Below are 18,048 nucleotides of genomic sequence, written 5' to 3'. Positions count from 1 at the left end.
GCTGCGACAGCCGGATCTGCTTATATGGAAACGAGGACGGGAATCTCCTTGTCGATGACTAATTTTGCTTATGCCGCCACGCGACGCAAGAATCCTGCCGCGCGGCTGGCCATGGGGTTGCTGGCCGGGACCATGCTTGCCGGGGTGCCGACAATGGCTTTCGCGCAGGAAGAAGCTGCCGAAGCTGCGGCTCCGGCGGTCCAGCAGGACATCGTCCAAACGATTGCCGTCAGCGGCGCGCAGCGGCTCGAACCGCAGACCATTCTGTCCTACATCAAGCTTCGTCCGGGCGATGCCTGGTCTCAGGCTGCTGGCGACGGGGTCCTGAAAGATCTCTACGCGACCGAGCTGTTCTCCACCGTCAGCGTGGTGAACAATGACGGCAATGTAGTCATCACCATCGTCGAAAACCCGGTTATCAACCGCATCATTCTCGAAGGTAACAAGCGCCTCAAGAACGACAAGATCCTGCCCGAGATCAAATTGTCTCCGCGGCAGATATTCACCCGGTCGAAGGTGCGTGCGGACGTGGCCCGCATTGTCGAGCTGTACAAGCGTCAGGGCCGTTTCGCGGCGACGGTCGAACCGAAGATGGTCGAGTTGTCGCAGAACCGCGTCGATATCGTGTTCGAGATCAGCGAAGGTCCCAAGTCCAAGGTCCGCCAGATCAACATCATCGGCAATGAAGCCTTTTCCGATGGCAAATTGCGTGGCGAAATGGTCACCAAGCAGGCGCGGCTGACCAGCTTCCTCAGTTCGAACACCAGTTACGATCCCGACCGGCTGGCCTTCGACCAGCAGAAGCTGCGCCAGTTCTATCTGACGGAAGGCTATGCCGACTTCCGCGTCGTTTCGGCCGTCGCCGAATTGACGCCCGACAAGCGCGATTTCATCATCACCTATGTCGTCGAAGAAGGTGAGCGGTACAAATTCGCCGACGTGACCGTGGATTCCCAGATCCGCGATTTCGACGATGACGCGATGGCGGCCCGGCTGCCGATGCGGGCTGGCGACTGGTACGACGCCAAGCTGGTCGAGGATACGGTCGAGCAGCTTACAGAGCTGGCGGGTACTTTCGGCTATGCCTTTGCCGAAGTGCAACCCGAGTTTCAGCGCAACGCTGAAGACCTGACGATGGAGGTCAACTTCGTCCTGCGCGAGGCTCCGCGTGTTTATGTCGAGCGGATCGACGTCAACGGCAATACGCTGACGCAGGACAAGGTCGTGCGGCGTGAATTCCGTCTCGCCGAAGGCGACGCGTTCAATTCCTTGTCGGTCGCCCGTTCGGCCGCGCGCATCAATTCGCTCGGCTATTTTCAGGAAAACTTCGAGATCAATCAGGTCGAGGGCAGCGCGCCCGACAGGATCGTGCTCGAGGCCAATGTCGAGGAACAGGCGACTGGCGAGCTGCAGCTCTCGGCTGGTTTTTCCAGCATCGAGAATTTCATTCTCGCGGGCTCGATCCGTCAGCGCAATTTCCGCGGTCGCGGCCAGACCATCGGCCTCAGCCTGAACTATTCGCGCTATTCCAAATCGGCGCAGGTGAGCTTCAGCGAACCCTATGTGTTCGATCGCAACATTTCGGCCGGCGTCGATATCTATCGCCGCGATCTCAACAGCTTCAACTTCCGCAATCAGGAACGCAATACAACGTATGAGCAGTCGACGACCGGCTTCTCTGTCCGTGCCGGTGTACCGCTGACGGAGTATCTGAGTGCGATCGGCAGCTACACATTCAACTATGACGATGTGTCGCTCGGGGACCAGTTCTTCACCAACGGCGAATGCGACATCACGCGGGCCAGCCGTTTCCTATGCGAAGCAATCGGCGAACGTTCGAGTTCGATCCTTGGTCTGACCTTCAACTACAATACCCTCAACAGCCGTCTGCGTCCGAGCCGCGGTGAAACCATTAGCTGGACTACGGAATTCGCTGGTCTGGGCGGTTCGGAAAAATATGTGCGCATGCGTACCCGCATGGCGAAATACTGGCCGCTGGGCAGCGGCTTCGTTTTCTCGCTGGCAGGAGAAGGCGGCTGGATTCGCGGCCTCGAGGACAGCAATCGGCCGGGTGTCGACGATGTGCGCCTGACCGACCGCTTTTTCCTAGGCGAGCCGCAAATGCGTGGCTTCGACATTCGCGGTATCGGACCGCGTATCGTTCGCCTCAATTACATACCCGATCCGGACAATTCGAATGGTCCGCGCATTCTCACGCCGCTGGAGGAAGCTCTCGCATCCAAGCAGCGTTTCGACGACGCGGTGGGTGGTAAAGCCTATTATCTTGGCCGCGCGGAGCTGGAGATTCCGCTCGGCAGCGGGGCTCGTGAGATGGGTATACGCCCATCGATCTGGGTGGATGTCGGTTCGCTGTTCTCGATTGTGCAGCCCCTGCTCGTCAACCAGCCGAATGGCAGGCAGGCAACCCTGGGTGACCAACTGCTTTTCATCGGTCCGCTCTTCAACGAAGACGGTACCCCGCGGCTCAGGCCCGATGGCACACCGATCACTGGCCAAACACTCGATCCTACCGCGCCTGACGGGACGCCCAATGAACCACTCATTCCGGAATCGAGCTTCTATCGGGAGGTGTTTGTCGGGGATTCGGCCAGTCCGCGCATATCGGCGGGTATCGGTGTCAACTGGAACTCGCCCTTCGGTCCGTTCAGGATCGATATATCGCAGGTTATCAAGAAGCAGCCTGGCGACGACACAAAGACCTTTTCCTTCAATGTAGGAACACAATTCTGATGAAACTTTTCAGCAAGACCATGGCAGTCGCGGCCATCGCCGGCGCTGCCGCCATCGCCACTCCCGCCGCGGCGCAGATCAGCGGCAATATCGGCATCGTGAATGCGCCAGCGACCATCGCGGCAAGCGACGCGCTGCGTACCGCCTTCCAGCAGATCGGCACGACCTATTCGGCCCAGATCACCCAAATTCAGGAAAAGCAGCAGCAGGTTCAGACTCTGTTGCGCCAGCTCGATACGAATGGTGACGGCAGCCTGGATCAGGCAGAGCAGCAGGCCGCTCAGAGCGCGCCGCAGGCACAGCAATTGCAGACGCTCGAGCGGGAAATCGCCCAGCTTTCGAACCAGGTCGAATCGGCGCGCGTTTATGCCATTCAGCAGATTCTGCAGCAGTACAGCGCCAGCCTGCAAACCGTCGCTTCGCAGAACTCGGTTCAAATGATCCTCGCGCCCGATGCCGTGATCTACACCGATCCGGCGGCCAATATGAACGACAAGGTAGTCGCCGTGCTTAATCAGCGCGTACCTTCCGTCCAGATCACGCCGCCCGAAGGCTGGCAACCGGCGCAGCAGGCGGTCGGTATCTACCAGGAAGTCCAGCAGATTCTCATGATCGCGTCAGCGCGCCAGCAGCAGGCTGCTCAGCAGCAACAGCAGCAAACGGCCCAGCCGACCGGACGCTAACGATAAAGAACGACGGGGGCAGGGTGATGAGCGAGACTGGTTTCGACATCGTCGAGGTGCTTAAGCGGTTACCGCATCGCTATCCTCTGCTCCTAGTCGATCGGGTCGCGGAACTGGTCGCCGACGAGCGTATTCACGCGGTCAAGGCGGTCAGCTTCAACGAGGATTTCTTCCAGGGGCATTTCCCCGGCGCGCCGATTATGCCCGGCGTCCTCCAGATCGAGGCGTTGGCGCAGGCCGCCGGTGTGCTCGCGGTGGAAAGCCTCGGCCTCGCGGGCTCGGGCAAGCTCGTCTATTTCATGGCGATCGAGAATGCGAAGTTCCGAGCGCCTGTGATGCCGGGCGTGCTGCTCGATCTCAAGGCCGAATTTGTCCAGAAACGTGCCCGTGTGTGCAAATTCGCGGGCGAGGCTTCGGTCGACGGCAAAGTGACCTGCGAAGTTCAGTTTACCGCCATGATCGCGGACGCGCCCGAATAAGGTTGCCAAATTCGGCGCTCGCCGCTATGCGCGCGCCTTCTCCACAACACAGCTGGACCGGTCGGAACCGTTCCGAGGCTAGAAGGACGTTTACAATGAAAGCCGAAGGTCACCCCGATTACCACATGATCACGGTCAAGATGACCGATGGCAGCGAATTTCAGACGCGCTCCACCTGGGGCAGCGAAGGCGATACGCTGACGCTCGATATCGACCCGACCAGCCACCCGGCATGGACCGGCGGTACCAAGCAGATTCAGGAAGGCGGCCGCGTCGCAGCCTTCAACAAGCGTTTCGGCGGCCTGTCGCTCAAGAAGAACTGAGCGCGGCAAGCCTCGATGGCATTGCGAAGGGCGGTCCTGCCGGGCCGCCCTTTTTGCGTTAAGGGTTCATTCGGCGCAATCGATACAACGCGTGGCGATAGGGCGGGCCTCCAGGCGTTTGCGCGCGATCTGTTTGCCGCACTGGCCGCAAATGCCATAGGTGCCGTTTTCGATCCGCAACAAAGCCATGCGGATTTGCGCGATTTCCTGGCGCAGAACTTCATCGATACCCTCAAGCGCTTCGTCATCTGCAAGGTCGACGGCTTGCTCACTCGAATCCGCTTCGAGCGGATGGCGCAAGTCGTCTTCGATGACTTCGGCACGCTCCAGCAAATCCCCTAGTCGGTTCTGCAATTTTTCGCGGATGTCGCTGTATTCGGTCATGAATGCACTCCCATTATCGTGTCTGGGGATCAAACTAACACGAAATACGGGAATGAAATTTGTCCTGCATCAATTTTCATTCGGCTCGAAACGCATGACTCCTACATATGGATAAGCCCAGCCATTCGCCGGATGGCTCTGTCCATCGAAAACGGGAATCTCGGGCAGGTCATAGATGTCATGCCGTTGCCACAGGCCAGGTTTAGGCCTCAACGATCGGGCTCCGATCGCAACTGATGAAAGGGATGGATGCCACATTTGCGGCAGAAGCGGTGCTTCGCCTTCGGCCATCTCACCACCCCCAGGGCTTTTCGCGGTACCATTTGGTAATCACGTATTTGAGCCCTTTGCGTACTTTCATTCCGTGATGGATCGTGTTCGGATTTTCGCTGAGATCGGGGCGGCGATTGTTCCAGCAGACCAGCTTCCCGGCTTCGGGTTGAAAAGTCTTGCGAACCGCTTTGAAGCGGGTTGCGCCACCGGCTTCGACCTCGTTCAGATAGATCATGAAGGTCCAGGTGCGCTGCCCGGCAACCGAGCAGTATCGCGCCCAGTCGGCCCCGCCGGGATTGAAGTAATCGCAATGCGGCTTGAATTCCTGCCCCACATCATAGCGCTGTCCCTGTAGAGGCTCGCCATAGGCGGGATCGATGCCATTGAGATCGAACAGCAGCGCCTCGAGCCGTTCGACCGCCGCTTCATCTCCATTGAGGTCGCATGTCTCGCTGGTGCGAAAGTAACGGTCGTCGCCGGCGTCGGCGAGGGTGGAGGGCCGCCGCCCCCGTTCGATGAGCCGAATCAGTTCGGCCCGCAGTTCCGGGGGCACGAAATCGCGCAACTGGAAAAGGTCGAGCTTGTCACTCGGCACACGTTGTAGACCGTCGCGCTCGAGCAGTTTTTCGACGGAAGATTCGCCCGGTCTCTTCATGGCTGCAAGGATAGCGCCGGCGATGACGCGCACAACTGCGAAAGAAAATTGCGCGCAATTGCGCCTTTGACGTTTTTCGCTTCCCAATCCCCGCTCATTGTGCAACAGGCACGCGCCGTTACGCAGGGCGGCTTGACGCTGCCACACTCATGCGTATCAGGCCCCTTCCCGGACGGTTCCGGGGGCATGTGGCGATCGTAGCTCAGTTGGTTAGAGCGCCGGTTTGTGGTACCGGAGGTCGCGGGTTCGAACCCCGTCGATCGCCCCATCTTTTCCCCCTGTCGCAGCCGTCCTTCACAGCTCTTTGGGGGCACGCAAGGCATGACGGCTTTCTGGACCGAAGCGGATTTCGATGACCATGAACTCGTACAGGTTGTACGAGACGCGAAAAGCGGTCTGACTGCCATTATTGCACTTCATTCGACTCACCTCGGCCCGGGCGCGGGCGGGACCCGTTTCTGGCACTATGCGGAACCGGCCGATGCCATGCGCGATGCGCTGCGCCTGTCGCGTGGCATGAGCTACAAGAACGCGATGGCCGGACTGCCCATGGGCGGCGGTAAAGCGGTGATCCTGGCGGACAAGGACAAGACGAAGACGCCGGAAATGCTTGCGGCTTTCGCCGATGCGGTCGAAGCGCTGGGCGGCCGGTATGTCACAGCCGAGGATGTGGGCATCTCGGAAGCCGATATGGCCGCCGTGGCCCAGCGCACCCAACATGTTTCCGGCCTTCCCGTGGAAGGAGAGGATACGGCGGGCGGCGATCCCGGACCGTTTACCGCCTTGGGTATCTTTCTCGGCATCAAGGCTGCGGTGCGGCACAAGCTGGGCAAGGACAGCGTCGAGGGTGTTCATGTCGCGCTGCAGGGCACCGGCAGCGTCGGCGGCGGCGTCGCGCGCCTGCTCGCCCGCGACGGCGCGAAGCTGACCCTGTCGGACATCCACCAGGACCGCGCCGAAGCGCTGGCCGCCGAACTGGGTGCCGCCACCGCTGCACCCGATGCGATCATGTCGGTGGCCTGCGACGTGTTCAGCCCGAATGCCTTGGGGGCGATTCTCGACGAAGAGGGTATCGCGCGGCTCGATTGCCAGATTGTGGCAGGCGGCGCGAACAACCAGTTGCGGCGTCCCGAACACGGCCCGATGCTTGCCGAGCGCGGTATCCTTTACGCGCCGGATTACGTCATCAATGCGGGCGGGATCATCTCGGTGACGCTCGAATATCTGTGCCGTCAGGACAAGGCGCCCTGCGATATCAACGAGGTGCGCAAGCGCATCGCGCTGATCCCAGGCCGGCTCGAACGGATCTGGCAGGAAAGCGATCGCGGTGGCGGTTCGCCCGATCAGGTTGCCGACCGTATGGCCCAGGAACTGATCGGTCGCTGAACTGCGCTCTTGCGAGGCCGGATGAGCGCTGCCAAAGCGGAGCTGGACGGTATATTTCGATGCATGGCTTCGCCAATCCCAAGCGCTTCCTTTCGCTCGCAAACTGGTTGACCCCGCTGTTGCTGGTCGCCGGTTTGCTGGTGAGTGCGGCTGCGCTCTACTGGGGGCTGTTTCGCGTTCCACCGGACCGTCTCATGGGCGAGACAGTACGAATTCTCTTCCTCCATGTTCCCACCGCGTGGCTGGGGATGGGGGGGTGGACCGCCATTGCCGTTTCCAGCCTCGTATTTCTGGTCTGGCGTCATCCCCTGGCCGCGCTGGCCGCACGCGCCGCAGCGGTGCCGGGCCTCGTTTTCACGCTAATCTGTCTTGCCAGTGGTTCTATCTGGGGACGGCCGACCTGGGGCACCTGGTGGGTGTGGGATGGGCGGTTGACCAGCATGCTGGTGCTTGCCTTCCTTTACCTTGCCTATATGGCGTTGGCGCAGGCGGCTGAGCGTGAAGGCGTATCCCCGCGCATTCCGGCGATTTTCGGGCTGCTCGGGGCGATCAACATCCCCATTATCAATCGCAGCGTGGTATGGTGGAATTCGCTCCACCAACCGCCCAGCATCACCATGGGCAAGAGCGCCATCGATGGCGAGTTTCTCGTCCCCCTGCTGGTCGCCGTCGCGGGGTTTTCCCTGCTGTTCGGCGGCGTGGTTTTGGCCCGCATGCGGGCGCTGCTCGCCGATATTCAGGCGGAGGCGCGCCTGCGCCGCAAGGCGATGGAGGCTGCGTGATGCGCGAGGCGCTCGACCAGTGGGATTTCGTGATCGCGGCCTATGCGGTTGGCGTGGTGGGCACACTCGCCATGATCGCCTGGGCGTGGATCGACATGAAGCGCGCGGAGAAGCGCCGCGAAGAGAGCAGGCGTAAATGAGCGCATTGAAACCCAAGCATCAGCGTCTCGTACTGGTCGTTCTTGCGCTCGTCGCGCTGGTCGGCGCGGGGCTGCTGGCGGCCTACGCGTTGCGCAGTCAGGCGAGCTATTTCTACCTCCCCGAGCAAATGCTGGCCGACCCGCCCGAAGTGGGGCAGGCGGTGCGGCTTGGCGGAATGGTCGAAGAGGGGTCTCTTCAAACCGCAGATGACGGGATCACATTGACCTTTGCCGTTACCGGCAACGATGGGTCACGCGTACCGGTACGCTTCAGCGGGATCGCGCCGGACCTGTTCGTCGAAGGCTCGGGCGTGGTGGCCGAGGGGCGCCTGGGCGCCGATGGCACCTTTGTCGCCGACAATCTCCTCGCCAAGCATGACGAGAACTACGTTCCGCGCGAATTGCAGGAAATGGAACAGCATCAGGCGGCCAAAATGGCCGAGGAAACTACCGTAGGCCTCGAATGATCGCCGAACTCGGTCTTGCCGCCCTGTGGCTCGCCGCCGCGCTTGCCGCGTTGCAGATGATCGCCGGCTTCATGGCGGTGCGCGATGACGGCAAGGGTGAACTGGCCGGACTGATCCGCCCTGCGGCCATCATGCAGGGCGTGCTGGTGACTCTATCGTTCGCCATGCTCGTCTGGCTGTTCGCGATCACCGATTTGTCGGTGAAGTTGGTTGCATCGAATTCGCACTCGATGAAGCCGTTGATCTTCAAGCTGTCGGGCAGTTTCGGCAACCATGAGGGCTCCATGCTGCTGTGGGTCATGGTCATGGGCTTGGCGGGCGCGCTGATCGCGCTGGTCGAGCGACGCCTCCCCGAGCGCACCATGAACGCCACGCTCGCCGCGCAAGGGGTGGTTGCGCTTGGCTTCTACGCCTTCTTGTTGCTCAGCTCGAACCCGTTCGAGCGCATGCCCAACCCGCCGGCGGAAGGAATGGGACTGAATCCCCTGCTGCAGGATATCGGCCTCGTCTTCCATCCGCCGACGCTCTATCTGGGCTATGTCGGCCTGTCGGTTGCCTTCAGCTTCGCGGTCGGCGCGCTGCTGACGCGGCAGGTGACACCGGACTTCGCACGCGCAATGCGGCCCTGGGTGCTGGGCGCCTGGGTGCTGCTGACGATCGGCATCACGGCGGGCAGTTACTGGGCCTATTACGAGCTGGGCTGGGGCGGCTGGTGGTTTTGGGACCCGGTGGAAAACGCCTCGCTGATGCCATGGCTAGCCGCGACCGCGCTGCTCCATTCGGCCAGCGTGCTGGCCAGCCGCGATGCGCTGCGGACCTGGACCATCATGCTCGGCGTGGTCGCCTTTTCGATGAGCATGGTCGGTACCTTTCTCGTGCGTTCGGGCATTCTCACAAGCGTCCACGCCTTTGCCGTCGATCCGGAACGCGGGACGTTCATTCTCGTCCTGCTCGGCATCTTCATCGGCGGCGCGCTGCTCCTGTTCGCGATGCGCGCGAATACGATCAACGAGGGGCAGCGCTTCGCGCTTGCCAGCCGCGAAGGGGCGTTGGTTTTCAACAATGTCATGCTGAGCGCGATCCTGGCCATTGTGCTCCTCGGCACGCTCTATCCGCTGTTGACCGAGGCCTTCGATGTACGCGTTTCGGTCGGGCCGCCCTATTTTAACCCGGTTGGGGCGATTTTCACTATCCCCATGCTGGCGGTGATGGCGGTCGGGCCACTGCTACGCTGGCGGCAGGACCGGGTGGACCGGATCGGCAAGGAGATTGCGCTTTTCGCGGCGCTGGTGCTGGCCGCGCTGATTCTGTTCAGCCTGTTGGCGGATATTGCCCTGCTCCCACTGCTCGGGCTGGCGCTCGGCCTTGGCCTTGCGGTTGCGAGCCTGCTGCCGCTGCGCGGGCGCAAACTCTCGCGTACACCGCTCGCGACATGGGGTATGGTCGTTGCCCATTTCGGCATCGCCGTCGCCCTGATCGGCATGGCGAGCGAAAGCGCCTTTACCGAGGAACGGCTTGCGGCGGTTGAGGAGGGGGGAAGCGCGACGGTTGGTCCGTGGACAGTGGTGTTGCAAGGCGTGGAACCCGTCGCCGGCCCCAACTGGACGGCGATCGAGGGGCGTCTCGCGGCAAGCTATAATGGCGGTGAAGCGAAGGTCCTTGCCCCGCAGGCCCGCAACTTCTGGGCTCCGCCGCAACAGACGACAGAAAGCGCGCTGATCGCACGCTGGAACGGCCAGCTCTATGCCGTGGTCGGCGATCGCGCGGCTGATGGCCGGTGGCAGTTGCGCTTATGGTGGAAGCCCTTCGTCACACTGATCTGGTATGGCGGGCTACTTGTCGCGCTCGGCGGTGTTCTGGCGTTGATCGGCCGGTTATTGAGCGACCTGCGCCATCGCCGCCTGGCGGCGCGTATTGCCGAACGGCGCGCCGATAGGGAGGCCATAGCATGAGCTGGCGCTTGTGGGTTCCGCTATTCGTTTTCGCGCTGTTCGTCGGCCTTGCCGCCTATCAGCTCACTCAGCCGAAAGACGATTTCGTCGAGAGTCGTATGGTCGGCGAAGAGTTGCCCTATTTCGATCTTCCGCCGGCGATGGAGGGTGTCGAGGGCGTCTCGAACGCGACATTCGCCGATGGCAAGCCGCGTCTGCTCAACATCTGGGCGAGCTGGTGCCTGCCCTGCATCGCCGAGGCGCCGCATCTCGAAAGCCTGAAAGAGCAGGGGGCCGAAATCGTCGGCGTCGCGATCCGCGACCGGCCCGAGGACATCGCGCGCTTCCTTGCCCGGCATGGCAATCCCTACAGCCGGATCGGGCGTGACGATCTATCCGAAGTCCAGCTTGCCATCGGTTCGTCCGGCGTGCCCGAAACCTTCGTGATCGATGGCCAGGGCGTGATCCGCTATCAGCATATCGGCGACATTCGTGCCGACGATGTGTCGGTGTTGCTCGCCGAACTGGAGAAAGTGCGATGATCCGCGCACTCGTTTCGTCAATCGTTCTGGCTCTGGCGATCCCGCTCGCCGCGCAGCAATCCATGCCGCCGGCGCCCTATGCATACCGTCAGCTCGACGATCCGGCACAGGAGGCGGCGGCGCAGGAACTGATGGAAACGCTGCGCTGCCTCACATGCCAATCGCAATCGATCGCGGATAGCGACGCGCCGATGGCGGGCGACATGCGTCACCAGGTCCGCATCCGCATCGCCGCAGGCGAAAGCCCTGGCGAAATTCGCGGTTGGCTGATGCAGCGCTATGGCGATTATGTCAGCTACAAGCCCGAAGTCAGTTCGACCACCTGGCCGCTATTCGCCATCCCGCTGCTGCTCGTGCTTGTCGTGGGCGCTGTCCTGCTCGGTCGGTTCCGGAGGCGGGCGTGAACTGGCTCCCGATCCTCGTCCTCGCGCTCCTGGTCTTCGTACTGGCGATCTATGCGCTTAAACTGCGCCGCAGCCTGTGGATGCTGTTCGGTTCGACATTGCTCTTCGGGCTTGCGGGCTACGCCACACAGGGCAATCCCGGCCAGGCATCCGCTCCCGCCGGGGCCGCATTGGCGGCGGCGCCGGAAACTGGTGAACTGCTCGTCGAGGCTCGCCGCGAATTCTACGGAGGCGGCCGAGCGCCCTCCCGTTTTGTCGTGACCGCCGACGCGTTCACGCGCCGCGGCCAGCATGACCAGGCGGCGAATTTCCTGCGCAATGCCGTGGCTGAGAATCCCGGGGATGGCGAAGCATGGGTCGCGCTGGGCAATGCCCTGGTGGAACATGCCGACGGACGGCTCACCGCAGCGGCCCTCTATGCCTTCTCGCGGGCCGAGCAGGTAGCACCGAACAATCCGGCACCGACATATTTTCTCGGCCTGTCCTACCTGCGGGCGGGAGAGCCGGGCAAGACGCTTTCCTTGTGGCGCGAATTGCTCGAATCCGCTCCCGCCGATGCGCAATGGCGTCTCCCGCTTGCCGCGCGACTCGCACGCCTTGAAGGCCTTTTGGGTGTTTCGCCTCGTGGAGCGGCGGAAGAGCAGGAGTAAAAACAGCGCTTTGCGCGATATGTTGCGAGCGCAAACCTAGGCTGCTAACGCCCGCGCCTTCGCCCTAATGGCTGAGTGACACGATGCTGTCGGAACCCAATCTTTCATGAATGATACCGCGCAAGCGCAAGACCCGGTCCCCGAAGGTAGGCTTTCCAAAGCGGGGCACGGCCATGGGCACGGTGCGTCGAAAGGCGCACTGGCGATCGGGGCGATCGGTATCGTCTTCGGCGATATCGGGACGAGCCCGCTTTATGCTTTTCGCGAAACCTTTTCCGGCGCGGCGAATATCGCGATCGACCGGATGCACGTGCTTGGCGTGGTCAGCCTGATCTTCTGGTCGATGCTGATCGTGGTGGCGATCCAGTATGTCACCATCCTGATGCGGGCGGACAATAAGGGGCAGGGCGGCAGCCTGGCCCTGGTGGCGCTGCTCAGCCGTCATATCGGCAAGTCCCGCTGGGGCTGGCTGGTCGTACTTCTGGGCGTGTTCGCGACCTCGCTGTTCTATGGCGACAGCATGATTACGCCCGCGATTTCGGTGCTCTCGGCGGTCGAAGGGCTAACCGTGGTCGATGAAGGTCTGACCTCCTACGTCATCCCCATCGCCCTCGTCCTGCTCGTATGCCTGTTCCTTCTGCAACGGCGGGGCACCGCGAAAGTCGGAGCTCTGTTCGCGCCGGTCATGATCGTCTGGTTCCTTACGCTCGGCGGTCTCGGGCTCAACCAGATCGTTCAGAACCCCGATATTCTGTGGGCGCTCAACCCCTATTATGCGGTGATGTTTTTCGTAACCGATGGGTTCATTGCCTTTCTCGCGATGGGCGCGGTGGTCCTGGCGGTGACGGGGTCTGAAGCCCTTTATTCGGATATGGGGCATTTCGGCCGCGGGCCGATGCGTTTGTCGTGGTTTGGCTTCGTCATGCCGTGTCTGCTGCTCAATTATTTCGGGCAGGGCGCGATGATCGCGGGCCTTCCGCCGGAGCAGGCGGCGGCAGTGGTCAAAAACCCGTTCTTCCTCCTGGCCAGCGAGGAGTTCCGTCTGCCGCTGGTGATTCTCGCCACGGTCGCCACTTTCATTGCCAGCCAGGCGGTGATCTCGGGTGCCTTCAGTATCACCCATCAGGCGATGCAATTGGGCTTCATGCCGCGCCTGTCGATTCGCCACACCAGCGAGACCGAGGCCGGGCAAATATACATTCCAGTGGTGAATTGGGCCTTGATGGTGGCGGTTGTCATCCTGGTGCTCACTTTCCAGAGCTCATCCAATCTGGCGAGCGCTTACGGTATCGCTGTAACGGGTGCGGTCACCATCGACACGCTGCTGATGGGCGTTCTGTTCGTGGGGGTGTGGAAATGGAAGTGGTGGTACGCGGCGCCGGTCGTGATCTTCTTCCTGATTATCGATGGGGCGTATTTCGCGGCGAACCTGTTCAAGGTTCCCGATGGCGGCTGGTTCCCGCTGGTCGTCGGCCTTGTCGCCTTCACCTTGCTCACCACCTGGGCGCGCGGGCGCAAACTGATGCGCGACCGCATGAGCGAAACCGCGCTGCCGATCGAAATTTTCGCCAAAAGCGCCAAGAATTCCGCCACCCGCGTGCCGGGCACCGCCATCTTCATGGCCAGCCAGACGGCCGGCGTGCCTTCCGCCCTGCTGCACAATATCAAGCACAACAAGGTGCTGCACGAACGAGTGGTGATCCTGACTGTGCTGATCGCCGATGCACCCTATGTCGATCCCGAGGAACGCTGCGAATATCACGATCTCGGCGACGGCTTCTATCGCGCCATCCTGCATTATGGCTTCATGGAAGAGACCGACGTGCCTCAGGGGCTGAAGAAGATGCAGCGTTGTGGCGGTGAATTCGATATGATGCACACCAGCTTCTTCCTGTCGCGCCAGACGCTGCTGGCCAGCGACAAGCCCGGCATGCCGATCTGGCGCGAGAAAATCTTCGCCTGGATGCTGCGCAACGCGGCGACGGCAATGGATTTCTTCCGCCTGCCGACCAACCGTGTGGTCGAACTGGGCAGCCAGGTGGAGATTTAACGGCTTGGTCGTACCAAGAATTTTCGCAGATAATGCGAGGCGTGTCCTCTGGGGCGGCCTTCCAATGTTGCCATAAGCTCGTAACCGCTTTTTTCGTAGAACGGCTTGGCTTGCCAGCTCGTCGTCTCGACCAGCGCCAACTCACAGCCCTGTTCGCGTGCAAGTGTCTCAGCTCGCTCGACGAGTTGCGCGCCGATCCCCGATCCGCGTGCATCCTCGGAAAGCCACAGCAATTCAATGTGCAGCGTGTTCCAGTAACAGGTTCCACGCAGGCCGCCGACGACCTGACCCATCTCGTTTGATGCGACGACGTGAAACCGAACCTCATCCTCATTCGGTTCAAGATCGGGAATTGCGCTGCGATTGAAGGTGGCGATGCCATCGCTCAGGGCCTGTGCGACGGCATCGGGCGGTGTCAGGTAAACTTCAATCGACATTCAAGTACGCTCCCGGTTGCGGTCACGCCGTCGGCGGTTCGTCCTTTAGCACCTCGTCCTTTTCCGCCAGCGCCAGGCCATGCTTCAGCAGCATCGGGATCTGGGTGAAGGTGAACAGGAACGAGAGGGGCATGAACACCCACAGCTTGGCCCAGAGCCAGCTTTCGAAGCTCAACTGCATGCGCAGGACTTCGTTGAGGCCCGCCATGAAGAAAAAGAACAGACCCCAGTTGCGCGACAGCTTGAGCCAGCCTTCGCGGTTCAATCCTTCGAAGGCGGCCTCGAGCAGGATTTGCAGTAGCGCCTTGCCGCGCAGCCAGCCGCCGATCAGCAGCACACCGAACAGCAGATAGATCGCGGTCGGCTTGATCTGGATGAACTTTTCGTCCTGCAACCAGATGGTCAGGCCGCCGAAGCCCACGATCAGCGCGGTGGAAAGGATCAGCATCGGGCTGACATGGCCGAATTTGAACTTGCTGAAAACCAGCGCCGCGACAGCCGCGATCATGAAGGCGATGGTGCCGTAGATCACCGCGGCGATCTCGCCGAAGGTCGAAGTCTCCGGCGGCTGGTAGAACTTGTAGACGCCGAGGAAGACCAGCAACGGGCCATAGTCGACGAGGATGTTGAGCCAGCCCGATTTCGGTTTGGGATTGGTTTCAGCTTCGGTCATTTCTTCCCAATCAGTCATTGCGAGGAGCTGCAGGTGACACGGCAATCCATGGTGCATCGGAGGCCGCACGTTCCCGGGTGATGGATTGCCGCGCGGCCGCGCCGCTCGCAATGACGCTGAAAGGACCCATCATGCCACTCCCGCGATCACACGGGCGACGAGGTCCGGATCGAAGGGGCGCAGATCGTCGATCTTTTCTCCCACGCCGATGGCATGGATTGGCAGGCCGTATTGCTCGGCCGCCTGCACCAATACGCCGCCGCGCGCCGTACCGTCGAGCTTGGTCATGACGATGCCGCTGACGCCTGCGACCTCCTTGAACACATCGATCTGGTTCAAGGCGTTCTGGCCATTGGTGGCATCGAGCACCAGCACAACGTCATGCGGCGCTTCGGGATTGAGACGGCCGAGGACCTTCCTGATCTTGGCCAGTTCGTCCATCAACTCGCGCTTGTTCTGGAGGCGCCCTGCGGTATCGACGATGAGTACGTCGGTACCGATCTCGGTCGCCTGCTTGACCGCATCGAAAACGATACTGGCCGGATCGCCGCCTTCCGGCCCGCGCACGATCGGCACACCGACACGGTCGGCCCAAGTCTGTAGCTGGCCGATGGCGGCGGCGCGGAAAGTGTCCCCCGCCGCCAGCATCACCGCATAGTCGTCTTCCTGGAACAGGTGGGCGAGCTTGGCGATCGTGGTGGTCTTGCCGCTGCCATTGACGCCGATCACCAGCAACACTTGCGGGCGCGGGAAAGCGGTGATTTCGAGCGGCTTGGCGACAGGGCGCAATATCGCGGCGATTTCCTCGGCAACGGCTTCCTTGAGTTCCGTCTCGCTGATTTCCAGACCGAAGCGCTTATCGCGCAGCCTCTCGCGGATACGCGCGGCAGCCGAAGGGCCGAGGTCCGACAGGATCAGCGCGTCCTCGACATCGTCCAGTGTCGCATCGTCGAGCTTGGCCGTGCCTACGACCTCGGTGAGATTGCTCGTCAGCTTTTCGGAGGTCTTGCGAAACCCTCCGAACAGCCGGTCGGTCCAGCTTTGCTTGTCACTCATTGCAGAAGGCCATTCTCGAATGTGGTCGGCGTCACAGTGACCAGGTCACCGGCGGGAGTGCCCTCGGGCACGGAAACACGAGCGAAATGCGGCGTGTAGCCGGTCCCGTCGCGTTCGGCGAGGACCGCGTTCGGCTTATCGACGAGCGACGCCAGCCACTCATCGCGCCTTGCACTCACCGCCGCGCGCAGTTCGGCGGCCCGGCGCCTGATCTCGCCACGCTCGACCTGCGGCATGCGCGCGGCGGGCGTGCCTGGGCGGGGCGAATAGGGGAAGATGTGTCCGTGCACGATTTTCAACTCGTCGATGATCGAGAGGTTTGCCGCGTGATGCGCGCCGGTTTCGGTTGGGAAGCCCGCGATCAGATCCGCACCCACCGCCAGATCGGGACGAAGTTCCCTCAGACGGGTAATCAAATCCACCGCATCGCCGCGAAGGTGTCGGCGTTTCATCCGTTTCAGGATCATGTCGTGCCCGTGCTGCAGCGAAAGGTGGAGGTGCGGCATAAGGCGCTGTTCGTGCGCGAACAGTTCGAACAACAGCGGATCGATTTCGATCCCGTCGAGCGACGACATCCGCAACCGCCCAAGTTGCGGGAAGGTGTCGAGCACTGCGAGAGCCAGCTTCCCCAGCGCAGGTGTGCCGGGTAGATCGTGCCCCCATGATGTCACATCGACGCCGGTCAGCACCACTTCGCGCGCGCCAAAGTCGAGATGGCGTTCCACCTCGGCAAGCACCTGCGCGATGGATAGCGAGCGGCTCGGCCCGCGCCCCTGAGGGATGACGCAGAACGTACAGGCGTGATCGCAGCCATTCTGCACCGCGATGAAGGCGCGGGTGCGGTCCTGCGGGGCAGGGGGCGCTTCGGAAGGGACGTTCCAGGCGCGCGGATCGAGCTTGGCCGTGTTGGCGACGAGGCCGTCGACTTCCGGCATGGCGGCGATTTGGCCGCGTTCGATTTCGGCGGCGCAGCCCGTGACAAGCAACCGCGCATCGGGATTCGCGCGCCGGGCGCGCCGGATCGCCTGGCGAGTCTGGCGCACGGCTTCACTGGTTACCGCACAGCTATTGACGACCACGAGATCGCGTTCCGCCGAAACCATTGCGCGGATCTGCTCGCTTTCGGAGATATTCAACCGACAACCGAGCGAAATGACCTGCGCCTCGCTCACGCGAAATCGTCCCATTCGAAACTGCCGCGATAACTTTCGCTGGCCGGCCCGGTCATGCGGATGCGCTCGCTATCGTCCCATCCAATGATCAGATCGCCGCCGGGCAGGGTCACTGTCACCTCGCGCTCGACCAGGCCGCGGCGCATGGCGTGTACTGCGGTTGCGCAGGCGCCGGTTCCGCAGGCGCGTGTGAGACCGGCACCGCGTTCCCATACCCGCAGGCGGATATGCCGGCGGTTCTCGATAGTGGCGACATTGACGTTGATGCGCTGCGGGAACAGCGGATCGGTTTCGATCTGCGGTCCGATCACGTCGAGCGGAACCGCATCGGTGTTTTCGACAAAGAAGACTACATGCGGATTGCCGACATTGACCGCGCCGGGCCGGTCCAAGCCTTCCCAGCCGACCGGCATGACCGCTGTGTCCATGCCATAGGCAAGGGGGATCGCTTCCCAGTCGAAGCGCGGTTTGCCCATATCCACGCTTGCGCCCCCATTTGTCGGTTCGACATGGATCGTCCCGCCGGACGTTTCCACGCTCGCAGCAGATCCGTGGAGCAGTGCGGCGGCACGGCTGGCATTGCCGCATGCCTCCACTTCGCCGCCATCATGGTTGAATATTCGCATCCGGAAATCGGCAGCATCGCTGGGCTCGAGCAGGATCAGTTGGTCGCAGCCGATTCCGGTGCGCCGGTCGGCGAGGGCGCGCGCTAGCGCTGTATCGATAGCGGGAATGGGGTGCACCCGGGCATCGAGCACGACGAAGTCGTTGCCCAGTCCGTGCATTTTTGTGAAATCGACGCGCATTGCG

General features: G+C 61.9%; 20 protein-coding genes and 1 tRNA gene. 14 read left to right on the top strand and 7 right to left on the bottom strand.

The window, feature by feature from the left end; translation table 11 throughout:
- Positions 1-54 precede the first annotated feature (54 nt).
- The 4 genes from bamA to rpmE all read left to right on the top strand — a co-directional run bounded on the left by bamA (position 55) and on the right by rpmE (position 4,236).
- The gene (gene bamA / locus L5849_RS05325) at positions 55-2,751 is read left to right on the top strand and encodes an outer membrane protein assembly factor BamA (protein ID WP_236924732.1); all 2,697 of its coding nucleotides are present in this window, start codon (positions 55-57) and stop codon (positions 2,749-2,751) included.
- On the top strand, positions 2,751-3,434 hold the full coding sequence (locus L5849_RS05320; RefSeq protein ID WP_115416427.1) for an OmpH family outer membrane protein: 684 nt from the start codon (positions 2,751-2,753) through the stop codon (positions 3,432-3,434). The genes bamA and L5849_RS05320 overlap by 1 nt, the downstream gene beginning before the upstream one ends.
- Positions 3,435-3,460: 26 nt before the next feature.
- Positions 3,461-3,913: a 3-hydroxyacyl-ACP dehydratase FabZ gene (gene fabZ / locus L5849_RS05315; protein WP_236924731.1), complete on the top strand. Its 453-nt coding sequence runs from the start codon at positions 3,461-3,463 to the stop codon at positions 3,911-3,913.
- A 95-nt stretch (positions 3,914-4,008) separates the two neighbouring features.
- Complete coding sequence (gene rpmE / locus L5849_RS05310; protein ID WP_115416429.1) at positions 4,009-4,236, top strand: 50S ribosomal protein L31; 228 nt, start codon at positions 4,009-4,011, stop codon at positions 4,234-4,236.
- A 66-nt stretch (positions 4,237-4,302) separates the two neighbouring features.
- Here rpmE and L5849_RS05305 read toward each other — a convergent pair whose 3' ends face one another.
- Positions 4,303-4,620, bottom strand: a complete 318-nt coding sequence (locus L5849_RS05305) for a TraR/DksA family transcriptional regulator (RefSeq protein ID WP_115416430.1) — start codon at positions 4,618-4,620, stop codon at positions 4,303-4,305.
- A 292-nt stretch (positions 4,621-4,912) separates the two neighbouring features.
- On the bottom strand, positions 4,913-5,548 hold the full coding sequence (locus tag L5849_RS05300; RefSeq protein WP_236924730.1) for a 2OG-Fe(II) oxygenase: 636 nt from the start codon (positions 5,546-5,548) through the stop codon (positions 4,913-4,915).
- Positions 5,549-5,739: 191 nt separating this feature from the next.
- On the opposite strand from L5849_RS05300, the gene L5849_RS05295 reads away from it, so the two are divergent.
- The 10 genes from L5849_RS05295 to L5849_RS05250 all read left to right on the top strand — a co-directional run bounded on the left by L5849_RS05295 (position 5,740) and on the right by L5849_RS05250 (position 13,900).
- Positions 5,740-5,816: transfer RNA gene (locus L5849_RS05295), tRNA-His, on the top strand.
- 53 nt (positions 5,817-5,869) lie between these two features.
- Positions 5,870-6,934: a Glu/Leu/Phe/Val dehydrogenase gene (locus L5849_RS05290; RefSeq protein ID WP_115416432.1), complete on the top strand. Its 1,065-nt coding sequence runs from the start codon at positions 5,870-5,872 to the stop codon at positions 6,932-6,934.
- A gap of 59 nt (positions 6,935-6,993) precedes the next feature.
- Entirely contained in the window at positions 6,994-7,716 is a 723-nt protein-coding gene (gene ccmC / locus L5849_RS05285; RefSeq protein ID WP_236924729.1) for a heme ABC transporter permease CcmC, read from the top strand.
- Entirely contained in the window at positions 7,716-7,856 is a 141-nt protein-coding gene (locus L5849_RS05280) for a hypothetical protein (protein WP_236924728.1), read from the top strand. The genes ccmC and L5849_RS05280 overlap by 1 nt, the downstream gene beginning before the upstream one ends.
- Positions 7,853-8,323 (top strand): cytochrome c maturation protein CcmE, encoded by a 471-nt coding sequence (ccmE, locus tag L5849_RS05275; RefSeq protein ID WP_236924727.1) that lies wholly within the window; start codon positions 7,853-7,855, stop codon positions 8,321-8,323. Before L5849_RS05280 ends, ccmE begins: the two co-directional genes overlap by 4 nt.
- Positions 8,320-10,275: a heme lyase CcmF/NrfE family subunit gene (locus L5849_RS05270; protein ID WP_236924726.1), complete on the top strand. Its 1,956-nt coding sequence runs from the start codon at positions 8,320-8,322 to the stop codon at positions 10,273-10,275. The genes ccmE and L5849_RS05270 overlap by 4 nt, the downstream gene beginning before the upstream one ends.
- Positions 10,272-10,796 (top strand): DsbE family thiol:disulfide interchange protein, encoded by a 525-nt coding sequence (locus L5849_RS05265; RefSeq protein ID WP_236924725.1) that lies wholly within the window; start codon positions 10,272-10,274, stop codon positions 10,794-10,796. The genes L5849_RS05270 and L5849_RS05265 overlap by 4 nt, the downstream gene beginning before the upstream one ends.
- On the top strand, positions 10,793-11,200 hold the full coding sequence (locus L5849_RS05260) for a cytochrome c-type biogenesis protein (RefSeq protein WP_236924724.1): 408 nt from the start codon (positions 10,793-10,795) through the stop codon (positions 11,198-11,200). Before L5849_RS05265 ends, L5849_RS05260 begins: the two co-directional genes overlap by 4 nt.
- Positions 11,197-11,850: a tetratricopeptide repeat protein gene (locus L5849_RS05255; protein ID WP_236924723.1), complete on the top strand. Its 654-nt coding sequence runs from the start codon at positions 11,197-11,199 to the stop codon at positions 11,848-11,850. The genes L5849_RS05260 and L5849_RS05255 overlap by 4 nt, the downstream gene beginning before the upstream one ends.
- Positions 11,851-11,956: 106 nt before the next feature.
- Complete coding sequence (locus tag L5849_RS05250; RefSeq protein ID WP_236924722.1) at positions 11,957-13,900, top strand: potassium transporter Kup; 1,944 nt, start codon at positions 11,957-11,959, stop codon at positions 13,898-13,900.
- Here the strand turns inward: L5849_RS05250 and L5849_RS05245 are convergent.
- The 5 genes from L5849_RS05245 to dapF form a co-directional block, all read right to left on the bottom strand.
- Positions 13,897-14,337, bottom strand: coding sequence for a GNAT family N-acetyltransferase (locus tag L5849_RS05245; RefSeq protein WP_236924721.1), 441 nt, complete (start codon positions 14,335-14,337; stop codon positions 13,897-13,899). The genes L5849_RS05250 and L5849_RS05245 overlap by 4 nt on opposite strands.
- A gap of 22 nt (positions 14,338-14,359) precedes the next feature.
- Positions 14,360-15,028, bottom strand: a complete 669-nt coding sequence (locus tag L5849_RS05240) for an inner membrane-spanning protein YciB (protein WP_236924720.1) — start codon at positions 15,026-15,028, stop codon at positions 14,360-14,362.
- Between the two features lie 111 nt (positions 15,029-15,139).
- Complete coding sequence (gene ftsY, locus L5849_RS05235) at positions 15,140-16,066, bottom strand: signal recognition particle-docking protein FtsY (RefSeq protein WP_115416442.1); 927 nt, start codon at positions 16,064-16,066, stop codon at positions 15,140-15,142.
- Complete coding sequence (locus L5849_RS05230) at positions 16,063-17,238, bottom strand: MiaB/RimO family radical SAM methylthiotransferase (RefSeq protein WP_236924719.1); 1,176 nt, start codon at positions 17,236-17,238, stop codon at positions 16,063-16,065. Before L5849_RS05230 ends, ftsY begins: the two co-directional genes overlap by 4 nt.
- Positions 17,235-18,044, bottom strand: a complete 810-nt coding sequence (gene dapF, locus L5849_RS05225) for a diaminopimelate epimerase (RefSeq protein WP_236924718.1) — start codon at positions 18,042-18,044, stop codon at positions 17,235-17,237. The genes L5849_RS05230 and dapF overlap by 4 nt, the downstream gene beginning before the upstream one ends.
- Positions 18,045-18,048 lie beyond the last annotated feature (4 nt).

Source organism: Erythrobacter sp. SN021 (genome assembly GCF_021864455.1).
This window is presented reverse-complemented; position numbering and strand designations above follow the sequence as displayed.

Bases quoted from the DNA above. Each gene is read 5' to 3' on its own strand.
- L5849_RS05300 (WP_236924730.1), bottom strand. From the start codon at position 5,548: ATGAAGAGACCGGGCGAATCTTCCGTCGAAAAACTGCTCGAGCGCGAC.
- ccmC (WP_236924729.1), top strand. From the start codon at position 6,994: ATGCATGGCTTCGCCAATCCCAAGCGCTTCCTTTCGCTCGCAAACTGG.
- L5849_RS05245 (WP_236924721.1), bottom strand. From the start codon at position 14,337: ATGTCGATTGAAGTTTACCTGACACCGCCCGATGCCGTCGCACAGGCC.
- ccmE (WP_236924727.1), top strand. From the start codon at position 7,853: ATGAGCGCATTGAAACCCAAGCATCAGCGTCTCGTACTGGTCGTTCTT.
- L5849_RS05260 (WP_236924724.1), top strand. From the start codon at position 10,793: ATGATCCGCGCACTCGTTTCGTCAATCGTTCTGGCTCTGGCGATCCCG.
- L5849_RS05270 (WP_236924726.1), top strand. From the start codon at position 8,320: ATGATCGCCGAACTCGGTCTTGCCGCCCTGTGGCTCGCCGCCGCGCTT.
- bamA (WP_236924732.1), top strand. From the start codon at position 55: ATGACTAATTTTGCTTATGCCGCCACGCGACGCAAGAATCCTGCCGCG.
- L5849_RS05240 (WP_236924720.1), bottom strand. From the start codon at position 15,028: ATGACTGATTGGGAAGAAATGACCGAAGCTGAAACCAATCCCAAACCG.
- L5849_RS05320 (WP_115416427.1), top strand. From the start codon at position 2,751: ATGAAACTTTTCAGCAAGACCATGGCAGTCGCGGCCATCGCCGGCGCT.
- L5849_RS05280 (WP_236924728.1), top strand. From the start codon at position 7,716: ATGCGCGAGGCGCTCGACCAGTGGGATTTCGTGATCGCGGCCTATGCG.
- fabZ (WP_236924731.1), top strand. From the start codon at position 3,461: ATGAGCGAGACTGGTTTCGACATCGTCGAGGTGCTTAAGCGGTTACCG.
- L5849_RS05290 (WP_115416432.1), top strand. From the start codon at position 5,870: ATGACGGCTTTCTGGACCGAAGCGGATTTCGATGACCATGAACTCGTA.
- L5849_RS05305 (WP_115416430.1), bottom strand. From the start codon at position 4,620: ATGACCGAATACAGCGACATCCGCGAAAAATTGCAGAACCGACTAGGG.
- ftsY (WP_115416442.1), bottom strand. From the start codon at position 16,066: ATGAGTGACAAGCAAAGCTGGACCGACCGGCTGTTCGGAGGGTTTCGC.
- L5849_RS05265 (WP_236924725.1), top strand. From the start codon at position 10,272: ATGAGCTGGCGCTTGTGGGTTCCGCTATTCGTTTTCGCGCTGTTCGTC.
- rpmE (WP_115416429.1), top strand. From the start codon at position 4,009: ATGAAAGCCGAAGGTCACCCCGATTACCACATGATCACGGTCAAGATG.
- L5849_RS05250 (WP_236924722.1), top strand. From the start codon at position 11,957: ATGAATGATACCGCGCAAGCGCAAGACCCGGTCCCCGAAGGTAGGCTT.
- dapF (WP_236924718.1), bottom strand. From the start codon at position 18,044: ATGCGCGTCGATTTCACAAAAATGCACGGACTGGGCAACGACTTCGTC.